General features: G+C 65.9%; 25 protein-coding genes. 8 read left to right on the plus strand and 17 right to left on the minus strand.

The window, feature by feature from the left end; genetic code table 11:
- Window positions 1-30 precede the first annotated feature (30 nt).
- Genes AU185_RS22200 through AU185_RS22210 form a run of 3 tightly spaced genes read right to left on the minus strand, consistent with a single transcriptional unit; the run spans window position 31 to window position 1,782 of the window.
- Window positions 31-561 (minus strand): VOC family protein, encoded by a 531-nt coding sequence (locus AU185_RS22200; protein ID WP_059101907.1) that lies wholly within the window; start codon window positions 559-561, stop codon window positions 31-33.
- Between the two features lie 10 nt (window positions 562-571).
- On the minus strand, window positions 572-1,375 hold the full coding sequence (locus AU185_RS22205; RefSeq protein ID WP_059101908.1) for an SDR family NAD(P)-dependent oxidoreductase: 804 nt from the start codon (window positions 1,373-1,375) through the stop codon (window positions 572-574).
- On the minus strand, window positions 1,372-1,782 hold the full coding sequence (locus tag AU185_RS22210; RefSeq protein ID WP_059101909.1) for a nuclear transport factor 2 family protein: 411 nt from the start codon (window positions 1,780-1,782) through the stop codon (window positions 1,372-1,374). Before AU185_RS22210 ends, AU185_RS22205 begins: the two co-directional genes overlap by 4 nt.
- 30 nt (window positions 1,783-1,812) lie before the next feature.
- On the opposite strand from AU185_RS22210, the gene AU185_RS22215 reads away from it, so the two are divergent.
- Genes AU185_RS22215 through AU185_RS22225 form a run of 3 tightly spaced genes read left to right on the plus strand, consistent with a single transcriptional unit; the run spans window position 1,813 to window position 3,958 of the window.
- A complete protein-coding gene (locus tag AU185_RS22215) occupies window positions 1,813-2,289 on the plus strand; it encodes a Zn-ribbon domain-containing OB-fold protein (protein ID WP_231740453.1) in 477 nt (158 codons plus the stop codon).
- Window positions 2,290-2,304: 15 nt separating this feature from the next.
- Window positions 2,305-3,450 carry a thiolase family protein gene (locus AU185_RS22220; protein ID WP_059101910.1) on the plus strand — a complete coding sequence of 382 codons (1,146 nt, stop codon included), beginning with the start codon at window positions 2,305-2,307 and terminating at the stop codon, window positions 3,448-3,450.
- Between the two features lie 52 nt (window positions 3,451-3,502).
- A complete protein-coding gene (locus AU185_RS22225) occupies window positions 3,503-3,958 on the plus strand; it encodes an Rv2576c family protein (protein ID WP_059101911.1) in 456 nt (151 codons plus the stop codon).
- Here the strand turns inward: AU185_RS22225 and AU185_RS22230 are convergent.
- On the minus strand, window positions 3,916-4,584 hold the full coding sequence (locus AU185_RS22230; RefSeq protein ID WP_059101912.1) for a TetR/AcrR family transcriptional regulator: 669 nt from the start codon (window positions 4,582-4,584) through the stop codon (window positions 3,916-3,918). The genes AU185_RS22225 and AU185_RS22230 overlap by 43 nt on opposite strands.
- A 187-nt stretch (window positions 4,585-4,771) precedes the next feature.
- Here AU185_RS22230 and AU185_RS22235 point away from each other — a divergent pair, with 187 nt between their 5' ends.
- Window positions 4,772-6,052 carry a cytochrome P450 gene (locus AU185_RS22235; RefSeq protein WP_059101913.1) on the plus strand — a complete coding sequence of 427 codons (1,281 nt, stop codon included), beginning with the start codon at window positions 4,772-4,774 and terminating at the stop codon, window positions 6,050-6,052.
- 90 nt (window positions 6,053-6,142) lie between these two features.
- Here AU185_RS22235 and AU185_RS22240 read toward each other — a convergent pair whose 3' ends face one another.
- The gene (locus AU185_RS22240; protein WP_059101914.1) at window positions 6,143-6,550 is read right to left on the minus strand and encodes a hypothetical protein; all 408 of its coding nucleotides are present in this window, start codon (window positions 6,548-6,550) and stop codon (window positions 6,143-6,145) included.
- 78 nt (window positions 6,551-6,628) lie between these two features.
- Between AU185_RS22240 and AU185_RS22245 the strand changes: the two genes are divergently transcribed.
- Window positions 6,629-7,156 carry an Rv2253/PknI dimerization domain-containing protein gene (locus AU185_RS22245; RefSeq protein WP_059101915.1) on the plus strand — a complete coding sequence of 176 codons (528 nt, stop codon included), beginning with the start codon at window positions 6,629-6,631 and terminating at the stop codon, window positions 7,154-7,156.
- 48 nt (window positions 7,157-7,204) lie between these two features.
- Here the strand turns inward: AU185_RS22245 and AU185_RS22250 are convergent, their stop codons facing one another.
- Genes AU185_RS22250 through AU185_RS22305 form a run of 12 tightly spaced genes read right to left on the minus strand, consistent with a single transcriptional unit; the run spans window position 7,205 to window position 21,785 of the window.
- The gene (locus tag AU185_RS22250) at window positions 7,205-8,908 is read right to left on the minus strand and encodes an MCE family protein (protein ID WP_059101916.1); all 1,704 of its coding nucleotides are present in this window, start codon (window positions 8,906-8,908) and stop codon (window positions 7,205-7,207) included.
- The gene (locus AU185_RS22255; protein ID WP_059101917.1) at window positions 8,908-10,251 is read right to left on the minus strand and encodes an MCE family protein; all 1,344 of its coding nucleotides are present in this window, start codon (window positions 10,249-10,251) and stop codon (window positions 8,908-8,910) included. Before AU185_RS22255 ends, AU185_RS22250 begins: the two co-directional genes overlap by 1 nt.
- On the minus strand, window positions 10,248-11,747 hold the full coding sequence (locus tag AU185_RS22260) for an MCE family protein (RefSeq protein WP_059101918.1): 1,500 nt from the start codon (window positions 11,745-11,747) through the stop codon (window positions 10,248-10,250). Before AU185_RS22260 ends, AU185_RS22255 begins: the two co-directional genes overlap by 4 nt.
- Window positions 11,731-12,834, minus strand: coding sequence for an MCE family protein (locus tag AU185_RS22265; protein ID WP_059101919.1), 1,104 nt, complete (start codon window positions 12,832-12,834; stop codon window positions 11,731-11,733). Before AU185_RS22265 ends, AU185_RS22260 begins: the two co-directional genes overlap by 17 nt.
- Entirely contained in the window at window positions 12,834-13,859 is a 1,026-nt protein-coding gene (locus AU185_RS22270) for an MCE family protein (protein ID WP_059101920.1), read from the minus strand. The genes AU185_RS22265 and AU185_RS22270 overlap by 1 nt, the downstream gene beginning before the upstream one ends.
- Entirely contained in the window at window positions 13,856-15,052 is a 1,197-nt protein-coding gene (locus AU185_RS22275; RefSeq protein ID WP_059101921.1) for an MCE family protein, read from the minus strand. Before AU185_RS22275 ends, AU185_RS22270 begins: the two co-directional genes overlap by 4 nt.
- A gap of 10 nt (window positions 15,053-15,062) precedes the next feature.
- Window positions 15,063-15,920, minus strand: coding sequence for an MlaE family ABC transporter permease (locus AU185_RS22280; protein ID WP_059101922.1), 858 nt, complete (start codon window positions 15,918-15,920; stop codon window positions 15,063-15,065).
- A 9-nt stretch (window positions 15,921-15,929) separates the two neighbouring features.
- On the minus strand, window positions 15,930-16,742 hold the full coding sequence (locus AU185_RS22285) for an MlaE family ABC transporter permease (protein WP_059101923.1): 813 nt from the start codon (window positions 16,740-16,742) through the stop codon (window positions 15,930-15,932).
- Window positions 16,729-17,898, minus strand: coding sequence for a thiolase C-terminal domain-containing protein (locus tag AU185_RS22290; RefSeq protein ID WP_059101924.1), 1,170 nt, complete (start codon window positions 17,896-17,898; stop codon window positions 16,729-16,731). Before AU185_RS22290 ends, AU185_RS22285 begins: the two co-directional genes overlap by 14 nt.
- A complete protein-coding gene (locus tag AU185_RS22295; RefSeq protein ID WP_059101925.1) occupies window positions 17,895-19,070 on the minus strand; it encodes an OB-fold domain-containing protein in 1,176 nt (391 codons plus the stop codon). The genes AU185_RS22290 and AU185_RS22295 overlap by 4 nt, the downstream gene beginning before the upstream one ends.
- Window positions 19,071-19,089: 19 nt before the next feature.
- Window positions 19,090-20,298: a CaiB/BaiF CoA transferase family protein gene (locus AU185_RS22300; RefSeq protein WP_059101926.1), complete on the minus strand. Its 1,209-nt coding sequence runs from the start codon at window positions 20,296-20,298 to the stop codon at window positions 19,090-19,092.
- On the minus strand, window positions 20,298-21,785 hold the full coding sequence (locus AU185_RS22305; protein WP_059102097.1) for an aldehyde dehydrogenase family protein: 1,488 nt from the start codon (window positions 21,783-21,785) through the stop codon (window positions 20,298-20,300). The genes AU185_RS22300 and AU185_RS22305 overlap by 1 nt, the downstream gene beginning before the upstream one ends.
- Window positions 21,786-22,117: 332 nt before the next feature.
- On the opposite strand from AU185_RS22305, the gene AU185_RS22310 reads away from it, so the two are divergent.
- Genes AU185_RS22310 through AU185_RS22320 form a run of 3 tightly spaced genes read left to right on the plus strand, consistent with a single transcriptional unit; the run spans window position 22,118 to window position 23,916 of the window.
- Entirely contained in the window at window positions 22,118-22,816 is a 699-nt protein-coding gene (locus AU185_RS22310) for an SDR family NAD(P)-dependent oxidoreductase (RefSeq protein WP_059101927.1), read from the plus strand.
- Window positions 22,817-22,845: 29 nt separating this feature from the next.
- The gene (locus tag AU185_RS22315; RefSeq protein ID WP_059101928.1) at window positions 22,846-23,706 is read left to right on the plus strand and encodes a mycofactocin-coupled SDR family oxidoreductase; all 861 of its coding nucleotides are present in this window, start codon (window positions 22,846-22,848) and stop codon (window positions 23,704-23,706) included.
- Window positions 23,707-23,724: 18 nt separating this feature from the next.
- Window positions 23,725-23,916, plus strand: coding sequence for a ferredoxin (locus AU185_RS22320; RefSeq protein WP_059102098.1), 192 nt, complete (start codon window positions 23,725-23,727; stop codon window positions 23,914-23,916).
- The last annotated feature ends 20 nt before the right edge of the window (window positions 23,917-23,936 follow it).

Raw genomic sequence — 23,936 nt, forward strand, 5'->3', positions numbered from 1 at the left:
CATTTTGGGACACTTTGCGTCTGCTCGGCCTTAACTGCCCAGCACCCGGATCGGATCCCTGCCGTCCCAGTTCGCGGCGGCGTCGCGGACGAACTGCGCCATCCCGCTGGTGACCTCCGTGAGCTCCATGATCTCGATGATGTGCGCGACGTGTGCTGGACCGGCCGGCGGCTCGACGTAGGCGAACCGGGTGCCGACGTCCTCGCCACCCGACCACACGACCGGCCATCCCGCCGCCGCCACGGCCCGCATGGTCGCGTCGAAATCGGTTGCCCAGTGAGCAAACTGGTGAAATCCTTCGCCATTGGCGTCGAGGAACTCGGTGAAGATGCTCGGCGCCTCGCTGTGCTGCTGGATCAGCTCGACCTGCAGGTCTCCACTGTTGCTCAGCGCCAGCGACTGGGTGATCTCACACGGCTCGCCTCGGTACTGCGCGGCCAGCGTGAGCTCCCGCATGACGAACCACGGGCCGACACCGAGTTGAAGCCAGCTCCCGACCGCCCGGTCGAGATCATTGACGACATAACCGATCTGACGGATCGGACCCGGTAGGACCGTCACAGCGCGCTCGTCAACCCTTCCTCTTGGCGGCGAAATCGGTTGAGGCCGCGCTGATCATTTCCACGAGCGTGCGCCGGTCGATCGTCCACACCTGTGACGCCATGGCACGGTTGTTCTCGCCGACGACATAGGTGGGGCCGTTGCCGATGTTCGCGATGATCTCCGCGGCGACGTCCTCGGAGCGCATCTGCGTCTGCGGGTCGTACTCGACGCCCATCCGCGCCAGCGCCGGGGTGTAGGTCATGCCGAGCGGTGTGCAACACACGTCCACGCCGCGCGGACGCAACTCCGCCCACAGTCCCTCGGCGAACGTGTGCTGGAACGCCTTGACCGCCGAATACACCGCGAGCGTGGCCGAGCCGGCGAGACAGGCCGGGGACGCGACGATCGCGATGCCGCCGCGGCCCCGCTGCGCCATCGCCGGTCCGAAGTGACGGGCCAGCGCCATCGGCCCGATGCAGTCCAGCGCGACCTGTTTGAGCGAATCGTCGAGGTCGTTCTCGAAGAAGGTCGTCGTCCGATCGGACGCCCCCGCGTTGTAGACGAGCAGACCGACGTCGAGGCCGTCGGTGGCAGCCCCGACCTTCGCGACGACGTCCGGGTCGGTCAGATCCTGGACGAGTGCGTGCGCCTGCACGCCGTATCGATCACGAACCGTGGCCGCTACCTCGCCGAGTAGCGCACCGTTGCGCGCGATCAACACCAGATCGAGGCCGCGCGAGGCCAATTGGTCGGCCAGCGCGGCACCGATACCCTCCGACGCTCCGGCGATCACGGCCCACGGCCCGTACCGCGCCGCGAACTCGGATGTCACTGCGCCGGACTCATCACACGCGCGATGTTGGTCGTGCGCTTGACGATTCGCCAACCGTCGCCGGCGCGGGTGAGTTCGTCGTCGTAATGGCCGAGCGCATCGATCCAACTCGAACCGTCGCCGGGTACGGCCATCAACACGGCGTGGACGTAGGACCGCGCGGTCGCCCGGTCGGCCGTCACGTCGATGACGATGTTGGAGATGCGGTGATACGTCTGCCCCATGCCGCCGTGGATCTGCTCCATCAGCGCGGTGAAGGCGTCGGCATCGGTGAAGGTCCCCAGATCGCCGTAGTCGATGTCGACTTCGTCGGTCCAGCAGGTGCGAAACAGCGCCCAGTCCTTGGAGTCGATTCCGGTCGCGTAGCGAATCAACACCTCGGCGATCTGCGCTTTGTCATCGTCCACACCGCGCAGGCTAACAGCCGGCGCCCCGGGATGACGACCAGGTTCTCTCTAGACGAGAACGTCATTTCCGGTTATCGTCGGCGCGTGCCGACACAGCAAGTGGCGCTCGCGCCCGAAATCTCGACCTGGCCCGATGACAACCCGCAGCTGATCGGAAGCCGGTGCGGCGCATGCGGCGCCACCGCGTTCCCGGTCCAGCAGCGCTGCCCGAGGTGCAGTGCCGGGGAGATGTCCGAGGTGAAACTGCCCCGACGCGGCACGCTCGTGGCGTGGACCACCCAGGGCTTTCCCCCCGGCGCGCCATACAAGGGTCCGACCGGCAATGACTTCGTGCCGTTCGGCGTCGGACTGGTCCAGCTCGAGGACGTCATCCGCGTGGAGGGCCGGCTCACCGAGAACGACCCCGCCAAGCTGGAGTTCGGTATGGACGTCGAGCTGACGATGGTGCCGTTCACCACCGACGACGAGGGCAATGAAGTCGTCACCTTCGCCTTCAAGCCCGTCTAGACACAGGAGACCGAGATGACCAACGACGTGGCGATCATCGGCGTGGGGTTGCACCCGTTCGGCCGATTTCCGAAGACGGCGATGGAGATGGGCGCCGAGGCCATCCAGGCCGCGCTCACCGACGCCAGTGTGGACTGGAAGGACATCCAGTTCGGTTTCGGGGGCAGCTACGAGGTCTCCAATCCCGATGCGGTGACCCGCCTCGTCGGCTTGACCGGCATCACGTTCACCAACGTGTTCAACGCGTGTGCCACCGCCGCGAGCGCGATCCAGCAGACCGCCGACACCATCCGGCTCGGCAAGTACGACATCGGCATCGCGATCGGCCTGGACAAGCATCCGCGCGGAGCGTTCACCGATGACCCGGCCAAACTGGCACTGCCCCAGTGGTACGCCGAGAACGGCCAGTTCGTCACCACCAAATTCTTCGGGATGAAGGCCAACCACTACCTCCACAAGCACGGCATCTCGCAGGCCACGCTGGCCAAGGTGGCGGCCAAGAACTTCCGCAACGGCGCGTTGAACCCGAATGCGTTTCGCCGCAAGCCAATTCCGGAAGACGAAATCCTCAACTCGACGGTGCTGAACTATCCGCTCACCCAGTACATGTTCTGCGCGCCCGACGAGGGCGCGGCGGCGGTCATCATGTGCCGCGGCGACATCGCGCACCGCTTCACCGACAAGCCGGTGTACGTGCGGGCCACCGAGATTCGCACCCGTCGCTTCGGCGCCTACGAAGTCCACGCAACGTCAGCGCCGCTGGACGAGGACGCGTCCCCGACCGTGTACGCCGCCAAGGCGGCCTATGAGGCCGCGGGCCTGGGCCCGGAGGACGTCGACGTCGCCCAACTGCAGGACACGGACGCGGGCGCCGAGGTCATCCACATGGCCGAGACCGGCCTGTGCGCCGACGGCGAGCAGGAGAAACTCCTCGCCGACGGTGCCACCGAGATCCACGGCTCGCTGCCGATCAACACCGACGGCGGGTTGATCGCCAACGGTGAGCCGATCGGGGCCTCGGGGCTGCGGCAGGTGCACGAACTCGTGCGGCAGTTGCGCGGCGAGGCCGGTGACCGCCAGGTGCCCGGAGAGCCCAAGGTGGGATTGGCCCAGGTGTACGGCGCTCCCGGTACCGCGTCGGCGACGATCCTCGCGCTCTGATGCGGTTCTCGATTCGGGGCCTGACCCGCGAACATCGTTCTAAGATCCGGAAATGATCTTCGCGCGCAGCCCCCGTCGCCCGGCCCGGCCTTTGCTCGGTGTCGTTGCAGCAACCGTGCTGACGGCCGGCGGCGTGCTGGCGGTCAGCGCGCCGGCGGTGGCGCAGGGCCCTCCGCCGCCAGCGCTGCACAATGTGAAGTACTCGGTATTCGCCGAGCAGCCGTATTACGTCGAGATCTACTACCGCGACGTCGATCCGCCGAACTGGGCCGCCTACAGCCACAATCCCTATCAGTTCAGCCCGAAGGCCCGGGCCCAGGTCGGCCCCGATCAGCAGTGGAACCTTGATGTGCAGCTGGCCGACCCGGATCGATGGGCGATGGTCACGGCGACCAGCGGCCCCGGCGAGGCGAAGCCGAACATCCACTGCGTGCTCGCGGTGGACGGGGTGGTCGTCGCCACCAATCAGGGTCCCAAGGGCGCGCTCTGCTCGATTCGGAATTGGTGAGCATCTGACGGACCCGTGCCATCGGCCGGCCGCGGTTCACCCTCCAGTCGACGAATCCACTTCTCGCAGAACGCAAATGTTTCGGCGTGGCCGGTCGTCATGCCGAGCGCCCGTTCTACCACCAGCGCCTGCGAAACGCTGGTCGCGAACACCGTCCACACCACCGGTGGCACCTCGTTGGTCATGGCGCCATACCGCTCAAGCACGGCGGCGATGGCCTTGTTCTGCTCCTCACGGAACCGTTCGGCGTAGTAGATGATCTCGGCTCGCAGCGCCTTGCGGTGATTGGCCAGACCCATGAACTCCATCGTCAGCCGCGTAGCCTCCGGCTGGGTGCTGAACCGCCACAGCGCCCACAGCGGCTGCGGCGACGCGAGCGCCTCGGTGAGCATTTCGAGGCCCGCCTCTGCCATCCGGCGAAACACCGCCAGGAACAGGTCTTCCATGGTGCGGAAGTAGTAGTGCACGAGTTGTGGCTTGAGTCCGGCCTTGTCGGCCACCCGTCGCGACGTGACGGCCGCGTAGCCCTCCTCGAGGAGCAACTGTTCGGCGGCGTCGAGCAGTACGCCGCGGTTCTTCGCGTCCGGCGCTCCGATCCTTCGCGCCGGTCCAGAAGGCGATGTCATTTGATCATTTCTCTTCCCGCCCCTTCCGACACGCCGATCGTAGTGGCGGGCCCGTTGTGTGATCTTGACCCCGACCTTAACCCCATGCTAAGCAAGTGCTCAGCATATTCAGCCAAGTAATTCGCGGAGCGGCGTGGGCCGCTCATCACCACGCGGGTAAGCGTCGACCCTGGAGGGCTCACAGACCATGACCACTGATTTTGATTCGGTTGACTACTTCACCGATCCCTCCCTCGTCCCCGACCCGCACCCCTACTACGACCACATCCGCTCGAAGGACCCGATCTGTTGCCCGATCAACAACGGTGTGCTCGCGGTGACCGGTTGGGAGGCCGCCAACAGCGTCTACAAGGACAGCGAGAACTTCTCCTCCTGTGTTGCGGTGATGGGACCGTTCACGCCGATGCCGTTCACGCCCGAGGGTGACGACATCTGCGAGCAACTGGAGAAACACCGCACCGAAATCCCGATGTTCGAGCACATGGTCACGATGGATCCGCCGCAGCACACCGACGCGCGGTCCATCCTGGCGCGATTGTTGACGCCCAAGCGCCTCAAGGAGAACGAGGACTTCATGTGGCGGTTGGCCGACCGTCACATCGACGAGTTCATCGCCGACGGCAAGTGCGAGTTCCTCGCCGCGTACGCGAAACCCTTCTCGCTGTTGGTCGTTGCCGACCTGCTCGGTGTCCCCGAGGAGGACCACGAGGCGTTCCGCGAGTCGTTCGGCGCCCAGCGCCCCGGTTCGAACATCGGCGGCCTCGATCACGAGGTGATCGCGACCAACCCGCTCGAGTGGGCGGACGAGAAGTTCGCGCGCTACATCGAGGAGCGCCGCGAGTCGCCGCGTGACGACGTGCTCACCTCGATCGCCACCGCGAAGTATCCGGACGGTTCGACGCCCGAGGTGGTCGACGTGGTCCGCACCGCGACGTTCCTGTTCGCCGCGGGCCAGGAGACCACCGCCAAACTGCTCGGCGCCGCCATGCGGGTGCTCAGTGACCGGCCCGACATCCAGCAGCAGTTGCGGGACGACCGCAGCCTCATCCCGATCTTCATCGAGGAGTGCCTGCGGATGGACAGCCCGGTGAAGAGCGTGTTCCGGATGGCCCGTAAGACAACGGCTCTCGGCGACACCCCGGTGCCCGCGGGGACCACGGTGATGGTCAGCCCCGGTGCGGCCAACCGCGACCCCAGGCGGTTCGACAACCCGCACGAGTTCTCACTCGACCGCAAGAACGTACGCGAGCACATCGCGTTCAGCCGTGGCATCCACTCGTGTCCTGGCGCGCCGCTCGCGCGCGTCGAAGGCCGGGTGTCGATCGAGCGCATCCTCGACCGGATGGCCGACATCACGGTCAGCGAGGAGAAGCACGGGCCGATCGACGCCCGTCGGTACGTCTACGAGCCCACATTCATCCTGCGTGGGCTCACCGAGATCAACATCGAGTTCAAGCCGATCGGCTGACGGGCAGGGACGACGCCGAAACTGCGGAGGGATCGTACTTTTCGCGGTTTCGGCGGTCTGTGCGCAGTCTCGACGTTCTGGTAGAACGGCTCAGAGGTCGCCGCGCTCCCAGTAAGTCCGGCCATCCTTCGACACGCACGTCAGGAAGAGGCCGTCGGGGGCCTGGGCGACATCGCCGTCCAGAGCGGGGCACAGATCGTTCTCTATCTTGATGCCGTGCATCACCGGTGAGCGGAACCAGCGCGGCTCGTAGCGTCGCGGAGATCCGCAGAACACCAACCGCCCCCACGACGTCACCCCGAAAACGTAGTAAGTGGTGTTGTTGCAGTAGGAACCCAGCACGACGCCCGGCCGGATCCCGGGCGTGCAGTTCGGGTGGTTGCACTCCGCACCGGGCGGTGGCAGCGGTGGCAGCGCGGGTTGCGCGGCCACGGGCGGCGCAACGGCCATCAACGCGGGAGTCACCAGGGCAGCCAACACTGCGACGACGGATCGCACTGCGCCATTCTCACATATGACGGGAACGAAATTCTCCCTTTCGGAGAGGATATGTACTGGCCACGATAGGCTTTCGGCATGCGTGCAGTAGGTCTAGCCGCGAGCGCCGCGGCAATCGCTTTGGCCGGAAGTGTGGGCACCGCGACGCCGGTGTACGCCGACGATTTCGGGGTCGCGCTCAACGGCACCTACCGCGTGATGTCCGACGGCGAATGGGCGAAGCGAGGCATGGCGCCCGGTGGTGCCGACGTGTTCTTCGACCAGCAGACGGTGGTTCAAACCTGGACCGTCAGCACCAGCTGCGTCAGTCCGATCGAGTGCATCGGCGAGGTGAAAAGCGACCGCGGCTGGACCGCAACCATTCGGCTCAAGGACTTCTGGTATGTCGACCACGACATCCCCAACTGGCTACCGTGCCCCGACGGCAGCTTCGCGCCCGGCCACCAGAAGTTCATCCTCATGGGCTTCAACCCGGCCAGAAACGAACGCGACACCCACGAAACCGATTTCCTCATGGGGCGCGACCAGACCAAGGGCCCGAGCGGTGCCTGCGGCAGCAACCAGCCCGTGGTGATCGAGATGCCCGTCAAGATGCAGAGGGTCTGATCACCGCTCGCGCACAGGCGGTTTCGTAACCGTATCGCTCCGATCAGATCAGGTCGGCAACAGGTCCTTCCACGACTTGGCTTCGTTGCCGGCGAGATTCGTCTGCTGCTGCAGCAACCCGTCGGGAGTCATGTACTCCCCCGTCTGCGGGTTGTAATGCGCGACCGCTACCGACGGGCCACCGGACTCGTTGGCGCCGTAGGCACTCGGCGCCACGGGCACCGCCCCGTCCGCTGCGGGCGCGGGCGGCGGCGGCGGGATCGGCGTCCCGTTGATGGAGTTACCGGGCGGTGGCGGCGGGGCTACCGGTGCGTGAAACGGCACCGGCGCCGGCACACCTGGCGCGGAGACACCTGGACCGGGAGCGGGACCGTGCGCACCGGCAACCGGCGGCGGTGGCGGCGGCATTCCGGGCGGCGTTCCCGACGGTGCTGCACCCGGCGGCAGTGGAGTCCCCTCCACGGGTGCGTAGAGCCGCTCGGAGAAGTCCACCCGGTCATCCGGCGGGACACCCTGCGAAATCAGGTTCGGGTCGATCGGGTACGGCCCCAACGAGTGTTGGCGCATGGCCAGTGGCTGATATCCCTCGGGATCGTTGCAGATTTGGACGGTCGGCGCCCGCTTGCCGGGGTGTTCCATGCACGGATAATTGCGCGCACCGCGCACCGCGATCGGCGAATCCTGCGGCAGCTTGCAGTACAGACCGTCCGGGGTGTCGATGGAGGTCATGTCCTCGGGGTTTCGCCACTGCGACGGCGGCAGGAAGCCGACCGTGCACGGCGGCGGGTCGTTGATGGTGAGCGCGAAATCGCCTGTGGGCAGGCCGGTCGGGTTGTTGCCCGGCAGGCCGAACGACTGCTGTGCGGCGATGATGCCCGGGAAGATCACCAGCAGCTGCTCCAACGACGGGTTATAGGTGACCAGGATCTGACCCACGGTGGTGAGGTTTGCCAGCAGGATCGGAAGCGTCGGCTTCACCTCGTTGAGAAGCGCCGAAACCTCCTGTGCGAAGCCGGGTCCCTGTTGCAAGAGTGTCCTGATCTGCGGATCATTTTGCTGTAGTTGACCAGTCACGCCGGCAAGACTTCTCGCCCAGGTGCGGATCGAATCGGCCGTTTCGGCCTGCGAATCAAGCAGCGGCCCACTGTCATCGATCAGCGCGCGAGTCTGATCGGAGACGGTGCTGGCATCGGCGCTCACCTTGGCCGCAGAGTCCAGCAGCGACTGGAAATCCGGGCCGGCCCCGTTGAACGCCTTGAACGACTCGTCGAGCAGATCGGAGATCCTGTCCCCCGGGATACTGCCGACCAGCTTGTTGATGCCCTCCAGTACCGGGCCGATCTCCTGCGGAATGGTGGTGTCCTCGACCGGGATTCGCGCCCCGTCCTGCAGGTACGGTCCGGAGTCGGTTCGCGGACGCAGATCTACGTACTGCTCGCCGACCGCGGAGACGCTGCGTACCTCCGCCTGCAGGTCCGCGGGAACCTTGGGCGACGTGTCGAGCGACAACGTGGCCTCGGCCCCGTTCTCGGTCAGTCTCACTTCTGTGACCTTGCCGATCTGCACCCCGCGGTAGGTGACGTTGCCGAAGCGGTAGAGACCGCCTGCGGCGGGCAACTCCATGGTCACCGTCAACCGGCCGATGCCGAGCAGCGTCGGCACCTGCATGTAGACGAACAACATCACCGTCACACCGACGATCGAGGCAATGGTGAAGATGATCAACTGATTTCGTACAAAGCGGGTCAGCATCAGCCACCGCCTCCCGGAGTCGGTTGGGCTTCCACCGGAGCGGGCGGTGCCGGCTCTGCGGCTCCGTACGGTCCCGCGAAGATCTCCGCCGACGTGCTGATCGTCGCTTGCGGCAGCCAGGGTGCTGCCGGCGGCGGCGGGGACACCGGGAGCAGCGGTTCGGTGACCGGCGGCATCGGCGGCGCGGCCGCAGGGTCGGCCGGTGGCGCGCCGTCGGGCGGCGGCGGAGTCGGGGGCGGCGCGACTCCCAGTGTCATCGGGCTGTACGAGTAGTTGGCGTAGTACGGATCACCGGGCGCCGGAATGAATCTGGCGTTCTCGTCACCCCACCTTGTGCCGAGCAGGAGCGTCCTCTTCAGCCGTGGATACGTGAGGTCGAATGTGGCGAACAGGTTGATGTAATCCCCTCGCGTGATCCGGTCGGCGAACGTCGGGCCGTACGGGAATGCGGTGGCCCACAGCAGCGCGAGGTTGAGATCCGGTCCGATGTCGGCGAGTGCGCCGAGGGCGGGCCCGAGGTTTTCGAGATCCTTCACCAGGGCATCGCCCGCATCGTTGACCAGTCCGGCTGCGGTATCGCCGAACTGTCCCAGCTTCTGCAGCGCAGTGGTCAGCTTTGGCCGTTCCCGGATCAGCACGTCCAGCGCCGGCGGGATCTCCTTGAGCGCGCGGTCGATCGTGTCGCGTTGCCCGGCGAAGGTACCCGCCACCCGATTGAGTTGTTGGATCGACGCGATGATGTTGTCGCGCTGCGCGTCAAGGACACCCACGAAGTTGTCGAGCCGGGTGAGCAGTTCGCGGATCTGCGGTTCCCGACCGGACAGCGCGGTGTTGAAGTTGTGAATGACGTCGCCGATCTGCCCGAGCCCGCCACCGTTGACCACGGTCGCCAGCGAGGACAGCGTCCGCTCGGTGGATGGATAGGTCGACGAGTCGCTCAGCGGGATAGTGGCGCCGGGTTGGAGCCGACCTTGCGGCTCTTCGCCCAACGGGGGGTTGAGCGCGAGGTGCATCGAGCCGAGCAGGCTGGTCTGTCCGACCGTGGCCACCGCGTTGGCGGGCACTGCGACGTCGGGCTTGACCGAGATCTCGACGTCGGCGTGCCAGTCGTCGACCGTCATCTTGCGGACGCTGCCGACCACCACGTCGTCGATCATCACCGGCGAGTTCGCTTCCAGCGTCGCCACATTGGCGACCTCGACGTGGTAGGTCGCGGCGTCCGGTCCTCGTCCCACGGCTCCAGGCAGTGGCAGCGAGTTCACCCCCTGAAACGAGCAGCCGGTCACCATCAGCGCCAGGCAGGACCCGGCGATCACCAATCGCTTCACGTATCGGCGGGTCATGCTGGCGGCGCCCCTTCCGCAGGCAACAGGGGTGTGTTCGGCGCTACCGGCGGCGGAGCGCCCGGCGCCGGGGGCGGGAGCAGCATGCCCTCGACGGTCTGCGGTTGCGCGGGCACATTGCTCAACACGTTGGGTGGAGGGGGAATCGGGGCGCCGGGGAACAACGGCGGCGACGGGATCGCCGGCGCGTCGTCGTCGGGCTTGTAGAGGCCGGGCGGTCCCGGCGGCTTCGGACCCCAGCCGGGCGGCGGCGGCACGTCCCCCGCACCGGTGTAGGCGGACACCGTCGGCGGTGGTTCGGGCGGGTCGCCCGGGCCTGCGCCCCCCGGCGCGAGCTTGGGATCCGTGTAGATGAGCCGGTCGGGGCTGACGGCCGGGCGCAGATAGGCGTTGATCGGCAGCGGAATGTTGTTCATGTTGAGCAGTCGCAGCACCGGGCCCAGGTACTGCGCGCACAGCTTTGCGGTTGTCGGTGCGGTGGTGTTGGCGACCGCCCCGATCATGCTGCAGAACATGTCCACCGGGCTCGAGAAGTTGACGATCGAGAACGCCCCGGTCACCGAACCACCGTTGGGGTAGTAGATGTTGTTGAAGTTCGCGATCGCGTTGGGCGTGATGTGCAGCACGTTCTCCAGCGCCAGATGGTTGTCGACCAGGATCTGGGTGAGGTTGGCCAGCCGCTGGACCTGTTCGGTGGTCTGCGCCCGGCTTCCCGCGACGAAGCGCTGTACCTCGCCGATGGCGACCGACAGATTCGTAAGTGCCGCATCGAGATCCGACCTGCTGTCGTCGAGCACGCTCGTCAAGGTCGCCAACCGGTTCTGGAACATCACGATCTGCTCCTTGCTGTCACGCAGCGCGGAGACGAAGATCTGCAGATTCTTGATGATGTCGACGATGTTGCCGCTGCCTTCGGCGAAGATCCTTGCCGCCCCGGACAGTTGGGACAGCGTCTGGCGCAGCTTTTCGCCGTTGCCACCCATCGCGTTGGCCGCGCTGTCGATGAACCGGGACACCGACGTGTCCGAAACACCGGTCTTCGGGCCTAATTCGGTTGACAGGCGCATCAACTGGGTCTTGACCTCGTCCCACTCCACCGGAACGGCGGTCCGGTCGCTGGGGATGACCGCGCCGTCGGGCATGGTCGGCCCGTCCCCCTTGCGGTAGGCCGGGGTGAGTTGCACGTAGCGGGCCGCGACGAGGTTCTGCGCGACGATCACCGCCTTGGCATCGGCCGGAATCGGCACGCCCCGATCGACTTTGAGGGTCATCTTGGTCTCGGTGCCCTGGGGTGTGATCGATTCGATCGTGCCGACCTGAACGCCCGAAACTCGCACCTCGTCACCGGGATAAATCGCCGTCGCAGTGGGGAAATAGGCGGTGATGGTGGTCGGCCCGAAGAACATCTGGCGCACCAGGAAGCCCGCGCCGGCGATCAGACCGATGGCCAGCAGGATCGCGGTGCTGACCTTCAGCCGCTTACGGGTTGCCATCATCGGGAAGGTCTCCTGGCTGCGGAATACCGTTGCGGGGCAAGGGCAGCTCGGCCCGCGGGCCGGCCTGGTCCGGCGGCTGGCCGGCGTTCATGCCACGCCGGAAGCCGAACGCGTAATCGAGGAACGGCTGCAGGATCTGCCCGAACGCCAGGTTGGGCACCAACGCGTTGTAATAGGCACCGTTGGCCACGATCTCGCCTTGCGTCAAATAGTATTTGGCGGCGCCGGGCAACATCTTGGCGAGATTGTCCCGGTTCTTCTCGAGCATCGCGGTGACCGTGTTCAGCTGCTCCAATGTCGGGGCCAGTTCCTTTTCGTTGTCGGCGACCAGGCCGGTCAGCTCCTGAGAGACCGCCGCAGTGGCGTTGAGCAGGCTGGTGATCGCGTAGCGGCGTTCGTTGAGCACCGCGAGCAGGTCGTTGGAGTTGAGGATCAGCTCGTTGACCTGCTTGCTGCGCTCGGCGAAGATGCCGGTGACGTCGCCGGCGGTCCGCAGCAGCTCGGCCAGGCTCTCGTTGCGGTTGTTGAGCGACTGGGACAACCGCGACAGGCCGTCAAATGTCGGACCCAGTTGCGGCGCAACCTGATCGAGGGTGGCCGCCAGCGTGTCCAGAGATTGGTTGAGCGTGTCGGTGTCGGTCGCGGCGGTGTTCGCCGTCAGCTCGCTGACCGCGTCGGTCAGCGAATACGGCGAGGAGGTCCTCGACGTCGGGATCGGCTTGTTGCGATCCAAGGTGCCGCTACCGTCGGACTCCAGGGCCAGCACGCGCTCGCCGAGCAGGGTCCCGGTGCGGATGTGCGCGGTGGTGTCCGAACCGAGCGCGTACTTGCTGTTGATCGTGAAGCCGACCAGCGCAACCCCGTTCACGAGTTCGACCGACGAGACCGAGCCGACCTTGATACCGGACACGGTGACGTCGTTACCGCCGACGAGGCCGCCGGCCTCGGTGAACAACGCCTCGTACCGCAGCGAGGTCGCCCAGGAAATCAGCCGTTCGGGCTGCAGGCCGACCGTGATCACCAAGATGATCAGGACGACGCCGATGAAGCCCGCCCTCATCAGCTGCGCTCCGCGGTACTTGAGCATTACTCGTCCACACACCTTCCCGTTTCTTGCCGGATCCACGGGAACACCACAGTGCGGCCCTCGAGATCACTCGCTCGGAACGTGACACCGCAGATGTAGTACGGGAAGAACGCACCGTAGGCGCCGACGCGCGCCAGCTTTCGGTAGATCTCGGGTAGGCGCTGGATGGTGGCGTCGAGCCGCTCGAGGTCGTTGTTGACGTTCGGGGCGAGCCGAGCCAGCTGATCGACGGTGTTGTTCAGTGGCGACCGGGCGCGGCCGAGCAGGTCGGCCAGCGAGGTCGTGCCGTTGTCCAGCGACTCGATCGCGGTGCCGATCGGATCCCGGTCCGCGGCCAGCCCCTTGATCAGCTGCTCGAGTTTGTCGATGGCTCCGGAGAACTCGTCGCCGTCCTTGGACAGCGTGTCCAGCACGGTTTTCAACTCGTCGATCAGCTGCTCGATGACCTGGTTGTTGTCGGCGAGCGCGTTGGTGAACGACGACGACTTCGAGAGCAGCGATTCGAGGGTGCCGCCTTGACCCTGCAGGATCTGGATCAGCGAGGAGGTGAGACCGTTGACGTCCTCCGGATTGAGGCCCTGGATAACGGGTTTCAGGCCGCCGAGCAACAGGTCGAGGTCGAGCGCGGGGGCGGTGCGGCTTTCCGGAATCTGAGCGCCGGCGGGCAGAATCCGCGCGGAGTCCGGGGTGTCGATGAGTTCGAGGTAGCGGTCGCCGACCAGGTTGAGATAGCGGATCGCGGCCTTGGTGCCGGTCGTCAGCTTGGTGTTGCGGTCGGCGTCGAACTTGACCAGTACCTTCCGGTCGGGCCGCAGTGAAACGTCTTGCACGGTGCCGACGCGGATACCGGCGATCCGCACACTATCGCCTGCCTTGAGGCGCGACGCGTCGTTGAAGACGGCCGAATAGCCCTCAGTGGAGCCGGTTCTCGACTCGCTGAACACCACGAACAGGAAGGCGGTCAGCACCGTCATCACCAACCCGAAGATGCTGAATTTGATCAGCGTGCCCGTTGATCGCGTCATCCCGGCATCCCAATCTGTGCGGTGTTGCGGGGCGGACCGTCGAGTGGCCCGAACAGCCAGTTCTTCAGGCCCTCCGAGTTGAGCAGGATGCCCGCGTTTCCGTACTGCTGGGGGTTGGAGCCGACATCACCGATGAGCATCGGGGGCACGAACTCCGGTTCCAGTTCGGGCAGATGCAGTTCGTCGCAGTAGTCGCGGCCGCCGCTCTTGGCGGCAACCTTGGGCAGATCACGCGGATAGCGATACCGTTCCACGCCGAGTGTCAGGCCCGCGTTGACGATGATCCCGGAGTACTGCGGCGGGGACTTCGCGAACGGGACCAGGCCTCCGATACCGCACCGCAGCGAGGCCCGGTAGGTGTTGAGCAGTTCAGCGGTCGGCACCAGCACATGTGCGACGTCGGTGATCCCTTGGCGGTTACCTCCGATGACTTCGTTGCCGAGGTCGGCCAGACCGATTGCGCTGATGAGGAATTCGTCGAGGTTCTGCTGCTGGTCGACGATCGAGTTGCTGATCTGTGTCGTGCTCTGGATCGTCGACATCAGATCCGGCGCCGCGTCGCCGTAGGCGGTGAACGTCGGCACCGCAGCCTCGATGTCGTGGGCGAGATTGGGCAGGCTCGGTTCGATCTTCGCCAACAACGCGTTGAAGTCGACCAGCGTCTGGCCGAACTTCTCGCCGCGGCCGTTGAACGCTGTCGCGATTGCACCGAGCGTCTGGTTGAGCTTGGCGGGGTCGATCTTGTCGAGCACCTGAACCAGTTGCTGGAACACGGTGTTGATCTCGACCGTGACGTGCTTGCTCTGGATGACCTGCCCCGGGCGCAGCGTTTCGGAGGACGGATCTTGCGGCGCGTTCATCTGGACGAACTTCGCGCCGAAGACGGTCGTCGATGTGATGTCGACGTTCACGTTGTTCGGAATGAGATGCAGCGCAGAGCGATCCATCGCCAGATGAAGCGCAGCCGTGCCGTCGGGACGCCGTTCGATCTTGTCGACCTGACCCACCTGGACGCCGCGCATCTTGACCTTGGCATCGGGGTTCATCACCAGCCCGGCGCGATCCGAGATCACCGTCACCGGAACGGTATCGGCCCAATCCCCCCGGAACAGGCTGACGGCCAGGGCGATGATGAGGCCGATGGCCACGATCAAGCCCAGGCCCGTCAGGGGGCGAACGACACTGCTCTTCATCGGCGCGACCTTATCCCGAGAGGTTGAAGTTGCCGTTGGAACCGTAGATGGACAAGGAGACCAGCAGAGTGACCGAGACGACGACGACCAGTGAGGTGCGTACCGCGTTGCCGACCGCGACCCCGACACCAGAGGGGCCGCCGGATGCAAAATAGCCAAAGTAGGTGTGGATCAACAAGATCGTGATCGCCATCAGCACTGCCTGCAGAAACGACCACAACAGGTCGATCGGGTTCAAGAAGGTGTCGAAGTAGTGGTCATAGAGGCCACCGGACTGGCCGAACAACACCACCGTGGTGAACTGCGACGCGACGAAAGACAAGATCACCGCGATCGAATACAGCGGCGTGATCGCGACCATCCCGGCCACAATCCGAGTGCTGACAAGGTATTCCACCGGTCGGATCGCCATCGATTCCAGCGCGTCGATCTCCTCGTTGATGCGCATCGCGCCCAACTGCGCGGTCACCCCGGCGCCGAATGTGGCCGCCAACCCGATCCCGGCCACCACCGGCGCGGCGATCCGCACGTTGATGAACGCCGCCAAGAACCCGGTCAGCGCCTCGATCCCGATATCGCCCAACGACGAATAGCCCTGCACCGCCAGCGTGCCACCGGCGGCCAACGTCAAAAACCCAACGATCGCGACCGTGCCACCGATCATCGCCAATGTGCCCGCACCCATGGAGATCTCGGCGATCAACCGCACGATCTCCTTGCGGAAATGCACCGCCGCATGCGGCACCCCGGCCAACGCCCGCAGGTAGAACAACATGTGATCGCCGATGCGACCCAAAAACTCCACCGGCCGCTTGGCCCCGCGCGTCAGGCGCGGATAGGTACTGCGGATAACCGCCACTGTGCCCATCGACCCGCCCTAGCCCGTCGTCATCCGGATACCGATCGCCGTGACCACCACGTTGATCACGAACAACGCCATGAACGCATACACCACCGTCTCGTTGACCGCATTCCCCACCGCCTTGGCGCCGCCACCGGTGATGGTCAACCCCCTAAAACACGCCACCAGACCGGCGATCAACCCGAACAACGCCGCCTTGACACACGAGATGATCACTTCGGGCACCCCGGTCAACAACGTGATCCCCGCCGCGAACGCCCCCGGATTCACATCCTGAATGAACACCGAAAACGTGTAACCACCGAGGATTCCGATGATCACCACCAAACTGTTGAGCAGTAAGGCGACCAACCCTGAAGCAAGCATTCTTGGCGTCACCAACCGCTGCACCGGGTTGATACCCAGCACCTCCATCGCGTCGATCTCCTCGCGGATCGTGCGCGAACCCAGATCGGCACACATCGCCGTCGCCCCCGCACCGGCCACGATCAACACCGTCACGATCGGACCCACCTGCGTCACCGCACCGAACGCCGCACCCGCGCCCGACAGATCAGCAGCACCCAACTCCCGCAACAAGATGTTGAGCGTGAAGCTCACCAGCACCGTGAACGGAATCGCCACCAACAACGTCGGCGCCAACGACACCCGCGCGATGAACCAACACTGCTCCAGGAATTCCCGCCACTGAAACGGCCGCCGAAACACAAACCGCACGGCATCCGCCGACATCGCGAACAGCGCGCCGACCGCCTGCATCGGCCCGGCCAGATTCCGCAACGGCGGCAAGCCGGCAGACCAGCGCTCCGGGCCACTACCCTGCGCCATTGCCGTCTCCTTCCAGGATGGTCACCGCCGCGACCGCGGTTGGCCCGCCAATGTTATGGGCAAGGCCGATCCGGGCGCCGTCCACCTGGTTCACGGCTTCACCGCGAAGTTGTGCGAACAGCTCGACGCATTGCGCGGCACCTGTCGCGCCTGGCGGATGCCCCTTGGCCTTCAGTCCTCCGCTCGGGTTCACGGGCAACCCCCCGCCGATAGTCGTCACTTCTGCTTCGACGAGTTTGTGGCCCCCGAACCTCTCGGCGAATCCCAGATCTTCATAGCTGATCAGCTCAATGCCCGTGAAGAAATCGTGAACTTCAGCAACATGGACATCTCCAGGAACAAGACTGGCCATCTCAAAAGCCTGCTTGGCGGCCCGCACCGTCGCGGGCATCGTCGTCATGTCCGCTTTGTGTTGGTGCATCACGGAGTCGAGGCCCAGGCCGACGCCGCGAATCCAGACCGGCCGGTTGGTGAATCGGTCGACGACGTCTTCGGAGGCGAGCACGAGGGCGGCCGCGCCGTCGCTCTGGGGCGCGCAGTCGTAGAGCCGAAATGGAGTGACGACGATCGGCGCTTCCATCGCTTGTTCCATTGTGATCTCGAACCGCAGCCGCGCCTTGGGATTGTTCGCGCCGTGCCGATGGTTCTTCACGGCCACCATTGCAAGGTGCTCAGGGGTCGCGGACGACTCGTGCAGGTAGCGACGGACGTGCAACGCGAAGCCGGCGGGCGAGACCACGCCGAGCGGATAGTCCCAGGCCATGTCGCGGGCCATCGCCTCCCACTGCCACAACATGTCTCGTGACGTGGTGTCGCGCAGCTTGTCGGCACCCATCACCAGTGCGACGTCGAACGCACCCGAAGCGACGCCGAACAAGGCGTTGCGGATCGTGTCGTTGCCTGTGGCGCAGGAGTTTTCGACGCGAGTCACCGGCAGGTCGGGCAGCCCGAGCGTGTCGGCAAGGATGCCTGCCGGGAAGCCGTCGGCGGTGCCCATCGCGCCGAACCAGGCGGCCTGCAGATCCGATTTGTCCAGGCCCTTGTCGACGCTGGCCGCGCACTCGGCGAAGGCCATCGGCAGAAGATCCTTGAGCCCGAGCGCGAAATGCTCACCGAATGCGGTCATTCCGGCGCCGACAACTGCTACCCGTCTCACGCCGCCACCGTCTCCGGCTCGAACATGTAACCGTAGTCGGGCACCCCCGACCGCACGGCGACGCGGCGCAGCGCCAGTCGGCCGCGGGTGCCGATGTCAACCGACCCCGGCTCGGCGCCGGTGACCTTCACCAGCGCCCGCACGCCGACGCCGTCGAGCTCGACGATCACCAGCGAGTAGGGCGACCGCAGACCCGGCACCGGAATGTGCACCGTCGCCTCCGTGTACACGGTCCCGGTGCGCGGCAACGGAATCAGCTCGTAGCCCGTCGACAGCGTGCCGTTGTCGGCCAACCGGTAGCGGGGCGGGAAGTCCAGCTCCTCGGAATCGGGGTGACGTCCGGCTTCCCAGCGCACCTTGGCTTCGAAGGCCCGCTCGTAGGCGGCCAGCGAGATCGGGATCTCGGCATCCCCGACGACCGTTCCCTCTGGTTGGGGACGCGCGGTCGGCTCGCGCCGGTGCAGCTCGGCGACACCGCCGGTGACCGTGATGCCCGAGAGGCTGGCCTGCTCGACGGCGACGAGGGGGCCGGTCGAATTCCGCTCGGACATCCCGGCCAACGCGAACAAGCTGGCACTCGCGCCGGTGGTCGGCAACTCGGGCGGGTCACCGAGCGTCAGCTCGGCCGCCCAGGCATGGTCGACGCCCGCGACCGCGGCCGGGGTGTCGAGCCAAGCCGCTTCCAACGAGGCGATGAGGCCTCGTTCGTGCAGGAGTCGGGGGTCGCCGTAGTCGTGCACATCGCCGGTCGCCTTGCGTGTGCGAACCGGAAGGCTGCGCGCCACACGGGCCGCCGTGCGTACCTGCAGGCCGCGCTCCGCGGTCAGGATCGCTGCCGCTCCCGCCGGGTCGAGGTCGGTGCCGATGATCAACGTCCGCGGCCGCGCCGAGCTGACCGCGTCCAGTGTCGCCGGCGCACCGCCGAGCCGCTCGTCGACCTCCAGTTCCGGGTCGAGCCCGAGCCCGGCAAGCAGCACCGCGGCGTTACTGCTGTCCAGCAACGGTAGATCGCGGCTGACCAACACCAGCCGCTCCACGGCTCCGCTGGCGATCAACGCCGCCCGGCCCGCCTCGACGGCCAAGGTGATCGCGTCCTCGTCGTCGCCGGGCACGCGGCGTTGGGGCGTACCCCAACACGGCAGGTACGTGCCGATCGACGCGACAAAGGGCATTGGTGACTCTTCCTCGAACCTAGGTGACCGCGCCGGCCGTCTTGAGCTCGATGATGCGGTCCCAATCCAACCCGAGTTCCAGCAAAATTTCGTCGGTTTGCTCCGCGAAGCCGGGCGCGGGTCCGGATTGCGGAGCGGCGACATCGAACTGCACGGGGTTTGCGACCAGTTCGAGTTCGCCCGCCTGCACCAGGTACTCGTTCGCCCGGATCTGCGCGTCCTCGGCGGCCTGCAGGGTGTCTTGCACCGGTGCCCACGGCCCGAGCAGCGTCGCGAACCGCTCGCTCCACTCGCCCAGCGGCCGCTTGGACATCGCCTCCTTGAGGATTTCGGCGGCCGTCTCGGTGTTCTCGGCGATCGACTCGACCGTTGCGAACCGGGGATCGTCGGCGAGCTCGTCGAGGTCCATGTGCGTGCAGACGTCGGCCCAGAACTTGGTGGGCTGCATCATCACGAACGAGATGTAGCGGTCGTCGGCGGTCGGGTAGAGCCCGACGAGCGGGTTGATCGGCGAGCCGTGCACACCGGGCGGGAAGGCCTCCATGCGCTGGCCGAGATGCTTGGTCAGCGCGACGGTGTGCCCGAGCGACCACAACCCGCTGCCGAGCAGCGAGACGTCGACCACCGACGGCTCGCCGGTGCGCTCGCGTTTCAGCAGTGCCGCGGCGATCCCGCCGGCCAGGTTCGTACCCGAGATGGTGTCGCCGTATGCCGGTCCGGGAGGCCCGACCATGCCCGGCGTGCCGGGCGGCGTGATCGTGGCCGCGGTGCCGGCCCGGCACCAGAACGCGGTCATGTCGTAGCCGCCCTTGACCGACTCCTCGCCGCGCGGGCCCAGCGCGCTGCCGCGGGCGTAGATGATGTCGGGATTCACGGCGCGGATGTCGTCGACGTCGATGCCGAACTTCTGCCGATGTCCGGGCAGGAAGCTGGTCAAGAAGACGTCGGCATTTTTCGCCAGGACCAGCAAGATCTCGCGCCCCTCGGGCACCGACATGTCCAGGCCGATGCTGCGCTTGCCCCGGTTGGCGTGCTCGATGTTGGGATTCGGGTCGCCTTCGACGCGCAGCAGGCCGGTCTGCCGCAGCCCGCGCTGCGGGTCACCCGTCACCGCGTGTTCGACCTTGACGACGTCGGCGCCCCACTCGCGCAGCACCGCGCCTGCCGACGGAACGAAACCGTACATCGCGACTTCGAGGACGCGAATCCCCTCGAGCGGCCTACTCATCAATTCACCACCGTTGCAAAGGTCTTGGCTTCCAGGAACTCCTCGAGTCCCGCGGTGCCCATCTCCCGGCCGATGCCGGACTGTTTGTATCCGCCGAACGGACTGTCGGGGCTGAAGTAGTTGCCGCCGTTGATCGAGAAGGTGCCCGTGCGGATCCGACGCGCGACGGCCAGCGCCCGGTCCTGGCTGCCGAACACCGCGCCCGACAGTCCGTAGATCGAGTTGTTCGCGATCCGCACCGCGTGTTCATCGTCGTCGTAGGCGATGACGACCAGTACGGGACCGAACACTTCCTCCTGCGCGATCTCGCTGTCGGGATCGACGTCGGTCAGCAGCGTCGGCGTATAGAAGTAGCCCGGGTCGACCTTCTCGCCGCCGGTGACCAACGTGGCGCCCGCGGCCACGGCACGCTTGACCATGCCGTCGACCTTGTCGCGCTGCTTCTCACTGATCAGCGGGCCCATGTAGGTGCCCTGTTCGGCCGGGTTGCCGTAACGCACGAGGCCGAAGTTGTTCTTGATCATCTCTACGATCTCGTCGTGGTGCGAACGCGGCACCAGCAGCCGCGACGTCAACGCGCAGCCCTGCCCGGCATGGGTCACCATGCTGAACGCACTGAACAGCGCGGCCATGTTGAAGTCGGCGTCGTCGAGGACGATCGCGGCGGACTTGCCGCCCAGTTCCAGGAAGACCTTCTTCAGCGTCTCGCTCGCGGCCGCCATGATCCGGCGGCCGGTCGGCGTGGATCCGGTGAACGTCACCATGTCCACGTCCGCGCTGGTGGTCAACGCTGCGCCGACGTCGGGGTCGGCCCCGCTGAGCACGTTCACGACGCCGGCTGGGATGTCGGTGTGCTCGGCGATCAGCTCACCGAGCGCCAGGGTGATCAGCGGGGTGTCGGGCGCGGACTTGAGGATCACCGTGCACCCGGCCGCCAGGGCCGGCGCCAGCTTCGCCAGTGCTAGCTGGTTCGGATAGTTGTAGGCGATGATCGCCGCCACCACACCTGCGGCTTCCTTCTCCACCCAACGGTGGTGCTGCATGCCGCGGCTCTCGATATTGCCGAGATCCTCGGTCAGCGGATAGCTCTTCAACAGCTCGGCGTAGTAGCGCACGATCTCGATGGGTTGGTCCAGCTGTGCGCCCTGACAGAGCGCCTCGGTGGCACCGACTTCGGCGATCGTCAGCGCGGCGAGTTCGTCACGGTGCTCGACCAGTGCCCGGTGGAACTGTTCGAGGCAACGGATGCGCAGTTCGGTGTTCGTCGACCAGTCGGTCTCGTCGAACGCGCGGCGTGCCGCACTCACGGCGGCTTCGGCGTCGGCGACCGTGGCGTCCGGCGCATGACCGAGCACCTCGCCGGTGGCGGGGTTGATGGAAGGAAACGTCCGGGAGGTCTCGAGTAGCTTTCCGCCGATGAGCAGCCGCCGCTCGACTGCGGATTCCGGAGCCGCTTCGTCACCCGAGATGGTCGTCGCTTCCTGCATCATCCTCCTCAGCAGCCTTTGCCGGCGTGGTTAATGTGCTTGTGGTGTGATGGAAACTTCATTCTCATCACCGGCGAATCATACATTCGCCTGGAGAGAACTCAAGGAAATGGCGGGAATCGCCACTGCCTGCGGATAACGGTGCGACAATCGGCCCCCAACCGTCTCACCAGTGCGAATCGCAGCGGCGTCGTGTCTTGCGGAGTTGCGAAGCGCGAGAGTACGGTTCTCATAATCGAAAGGACGATTCTTGATGGCGTCGCGCACGCATGGGGGTACCGCCCGCCCGAAGGGCAGGGGGAGAGCACGATGACCGAAGCCCAGGCGGAGTCATGAAGAACGCCGTCGTGACCGGAGGTGGTTCGGGCATAGGACAGGCCGTGGCGCACCGCCTGCGCGCTGACGGCATGCACGTTGCCGTCATCGATATCAACCCCTCGGACGAAGAGTTCGCCTTCACCGCGGACGTGACCGACCGGGCTCAGGTGGACGAGGCGCTCGACGCGGTGCGGGCCCAACTCGGACCGGTGACGGTTCTGGTGAACGCCGCCGGCATGGAGAAGTTCAAACGCTTCACCGATCTCACATTCGCCGACTGGCAACGCGTGATCGACGTCAACCTCAACGGGGTGTTCCACTGCATCCAGGCGGTGCTGCCCGACATGGTCGAGGCCGGGTGGGGCCGGATCGTCAACATCTCCTCGTCGAGCACCCATTCCGGGCAGCCCTACATGTCGTCATATGTGGCGGCCAAGTCGGCGGTCAACGGGCTGACGAAGTCGCTTGCGCTGGAATACGGGCCCAGCGGCATCACGGTCAACGCGGTGCCTCCGGGATTCATCGACACCCCGATGCTGCGCAAGTCCGAGGAGCGCGGCTACCTGGTGGTGCAACAGAACATCGACACCACCCCGGTGCGCCGGATCGGCAGGCCGGAGGACATCGCGGCCGCATGCGCATTCCTGGTCTCCGAGGAGGCCGGCTACATCACCGGGCAGATCTTGGGCGTCAACGGCGGCCGAAACACATAGCGAGCGAAGACAACAGGAAAGGATCTCGAGTGGGACGCGTACAGGGCAAGGTCGCATTCGTCACCGGTGCGGCGCGTGGGCAGGGGCGTAGCCATGCGGTACGGCTGGCCGAGGAAGGCGCCGACATCATCGCGGTGGACCTCTGCGAGAACATCGACACCATCGGCTACCCGATGGCCACCCCGGAGGATCTCGAGGAGACCGCGGCCTTCATCGAGAAGACCGGTCAGCGCGTGGTCACCGCCAAGGCCGACGTGCGCGAAGCCTCGCAGTTGAAGGCGGCGCTGGAGGACGGAATCTCCCAGCTGGGCGGGCTCGATATCGTCGTCGCACAGGCCGGCGTCGCGGGGATGAAAGGCCAACCGCCCCTTCAGGCTTGGATCGACGTCATCAACACCAACCTGATCGGCACGATCAACGCGATCCAGGTGTCGCTGCTGCACCTCAAAGAGGGCGCGTCGATCATCGCGACCGGATCCACGGCGGCGCTGATGGACACCCATCAGAAGAACGACCCGGGTAACGACCCCGGCGGCATGGCCTACGTGCATTCCAAGCGGGCACTGTCGGCCTACGTGCACGATCTTGCGACCGAGCTCGCACCGCGCGGCATCCGGGCCAACGTCGTGCATCCCACCAACTGCAACACCAACATGCTGCAGAGCGAGCCGATGTACCGCTCTTTCCGGCCCGACCTCGAGAAGCCCGAGCTCAAGGACGCCGAGCCGGTGTTCTACGTCCAGCAGGCCATGAAGGTGCCGTGGATCGAGCCGGAGGACATCAGCAATGCGGTGCTGTGGTTGGCCTCCGACGAAGCGCGCTTCGTCACCGGTGCGCAGTTGCGCGTCGACGCCGGCGGTTACCTGAAGTGGTACGACTACCACAACTAGGCGAAAGGAGTGGCGACAGTGAAGGTTTCGGTTGACGGAACGCGCTGCCAGGGACACACGCTGTGCGCGATGATCGCACCCGATTCGTTCGAACTCGACGATGTCGACGGCCATTCATCGCCGGTGAACGAAGTGGTGCCCACCGATCAGGAGGAGCTGGTGAGGGAGGCGGCGCAGTCATGTCCGGAACAGGCCATCGTCATCGAATGACGCCGCTACCGCCGGCCGCC

The sequence above is a fragment of the Mycobacterium sp. GA-0227b genome, assembly GCF_001499855.1.
Lineage (GTDB): Bacteria > Actinomycetota > Actinomycetes > Mycobacteriales > Mycobacteriaceae > Mycobacterium.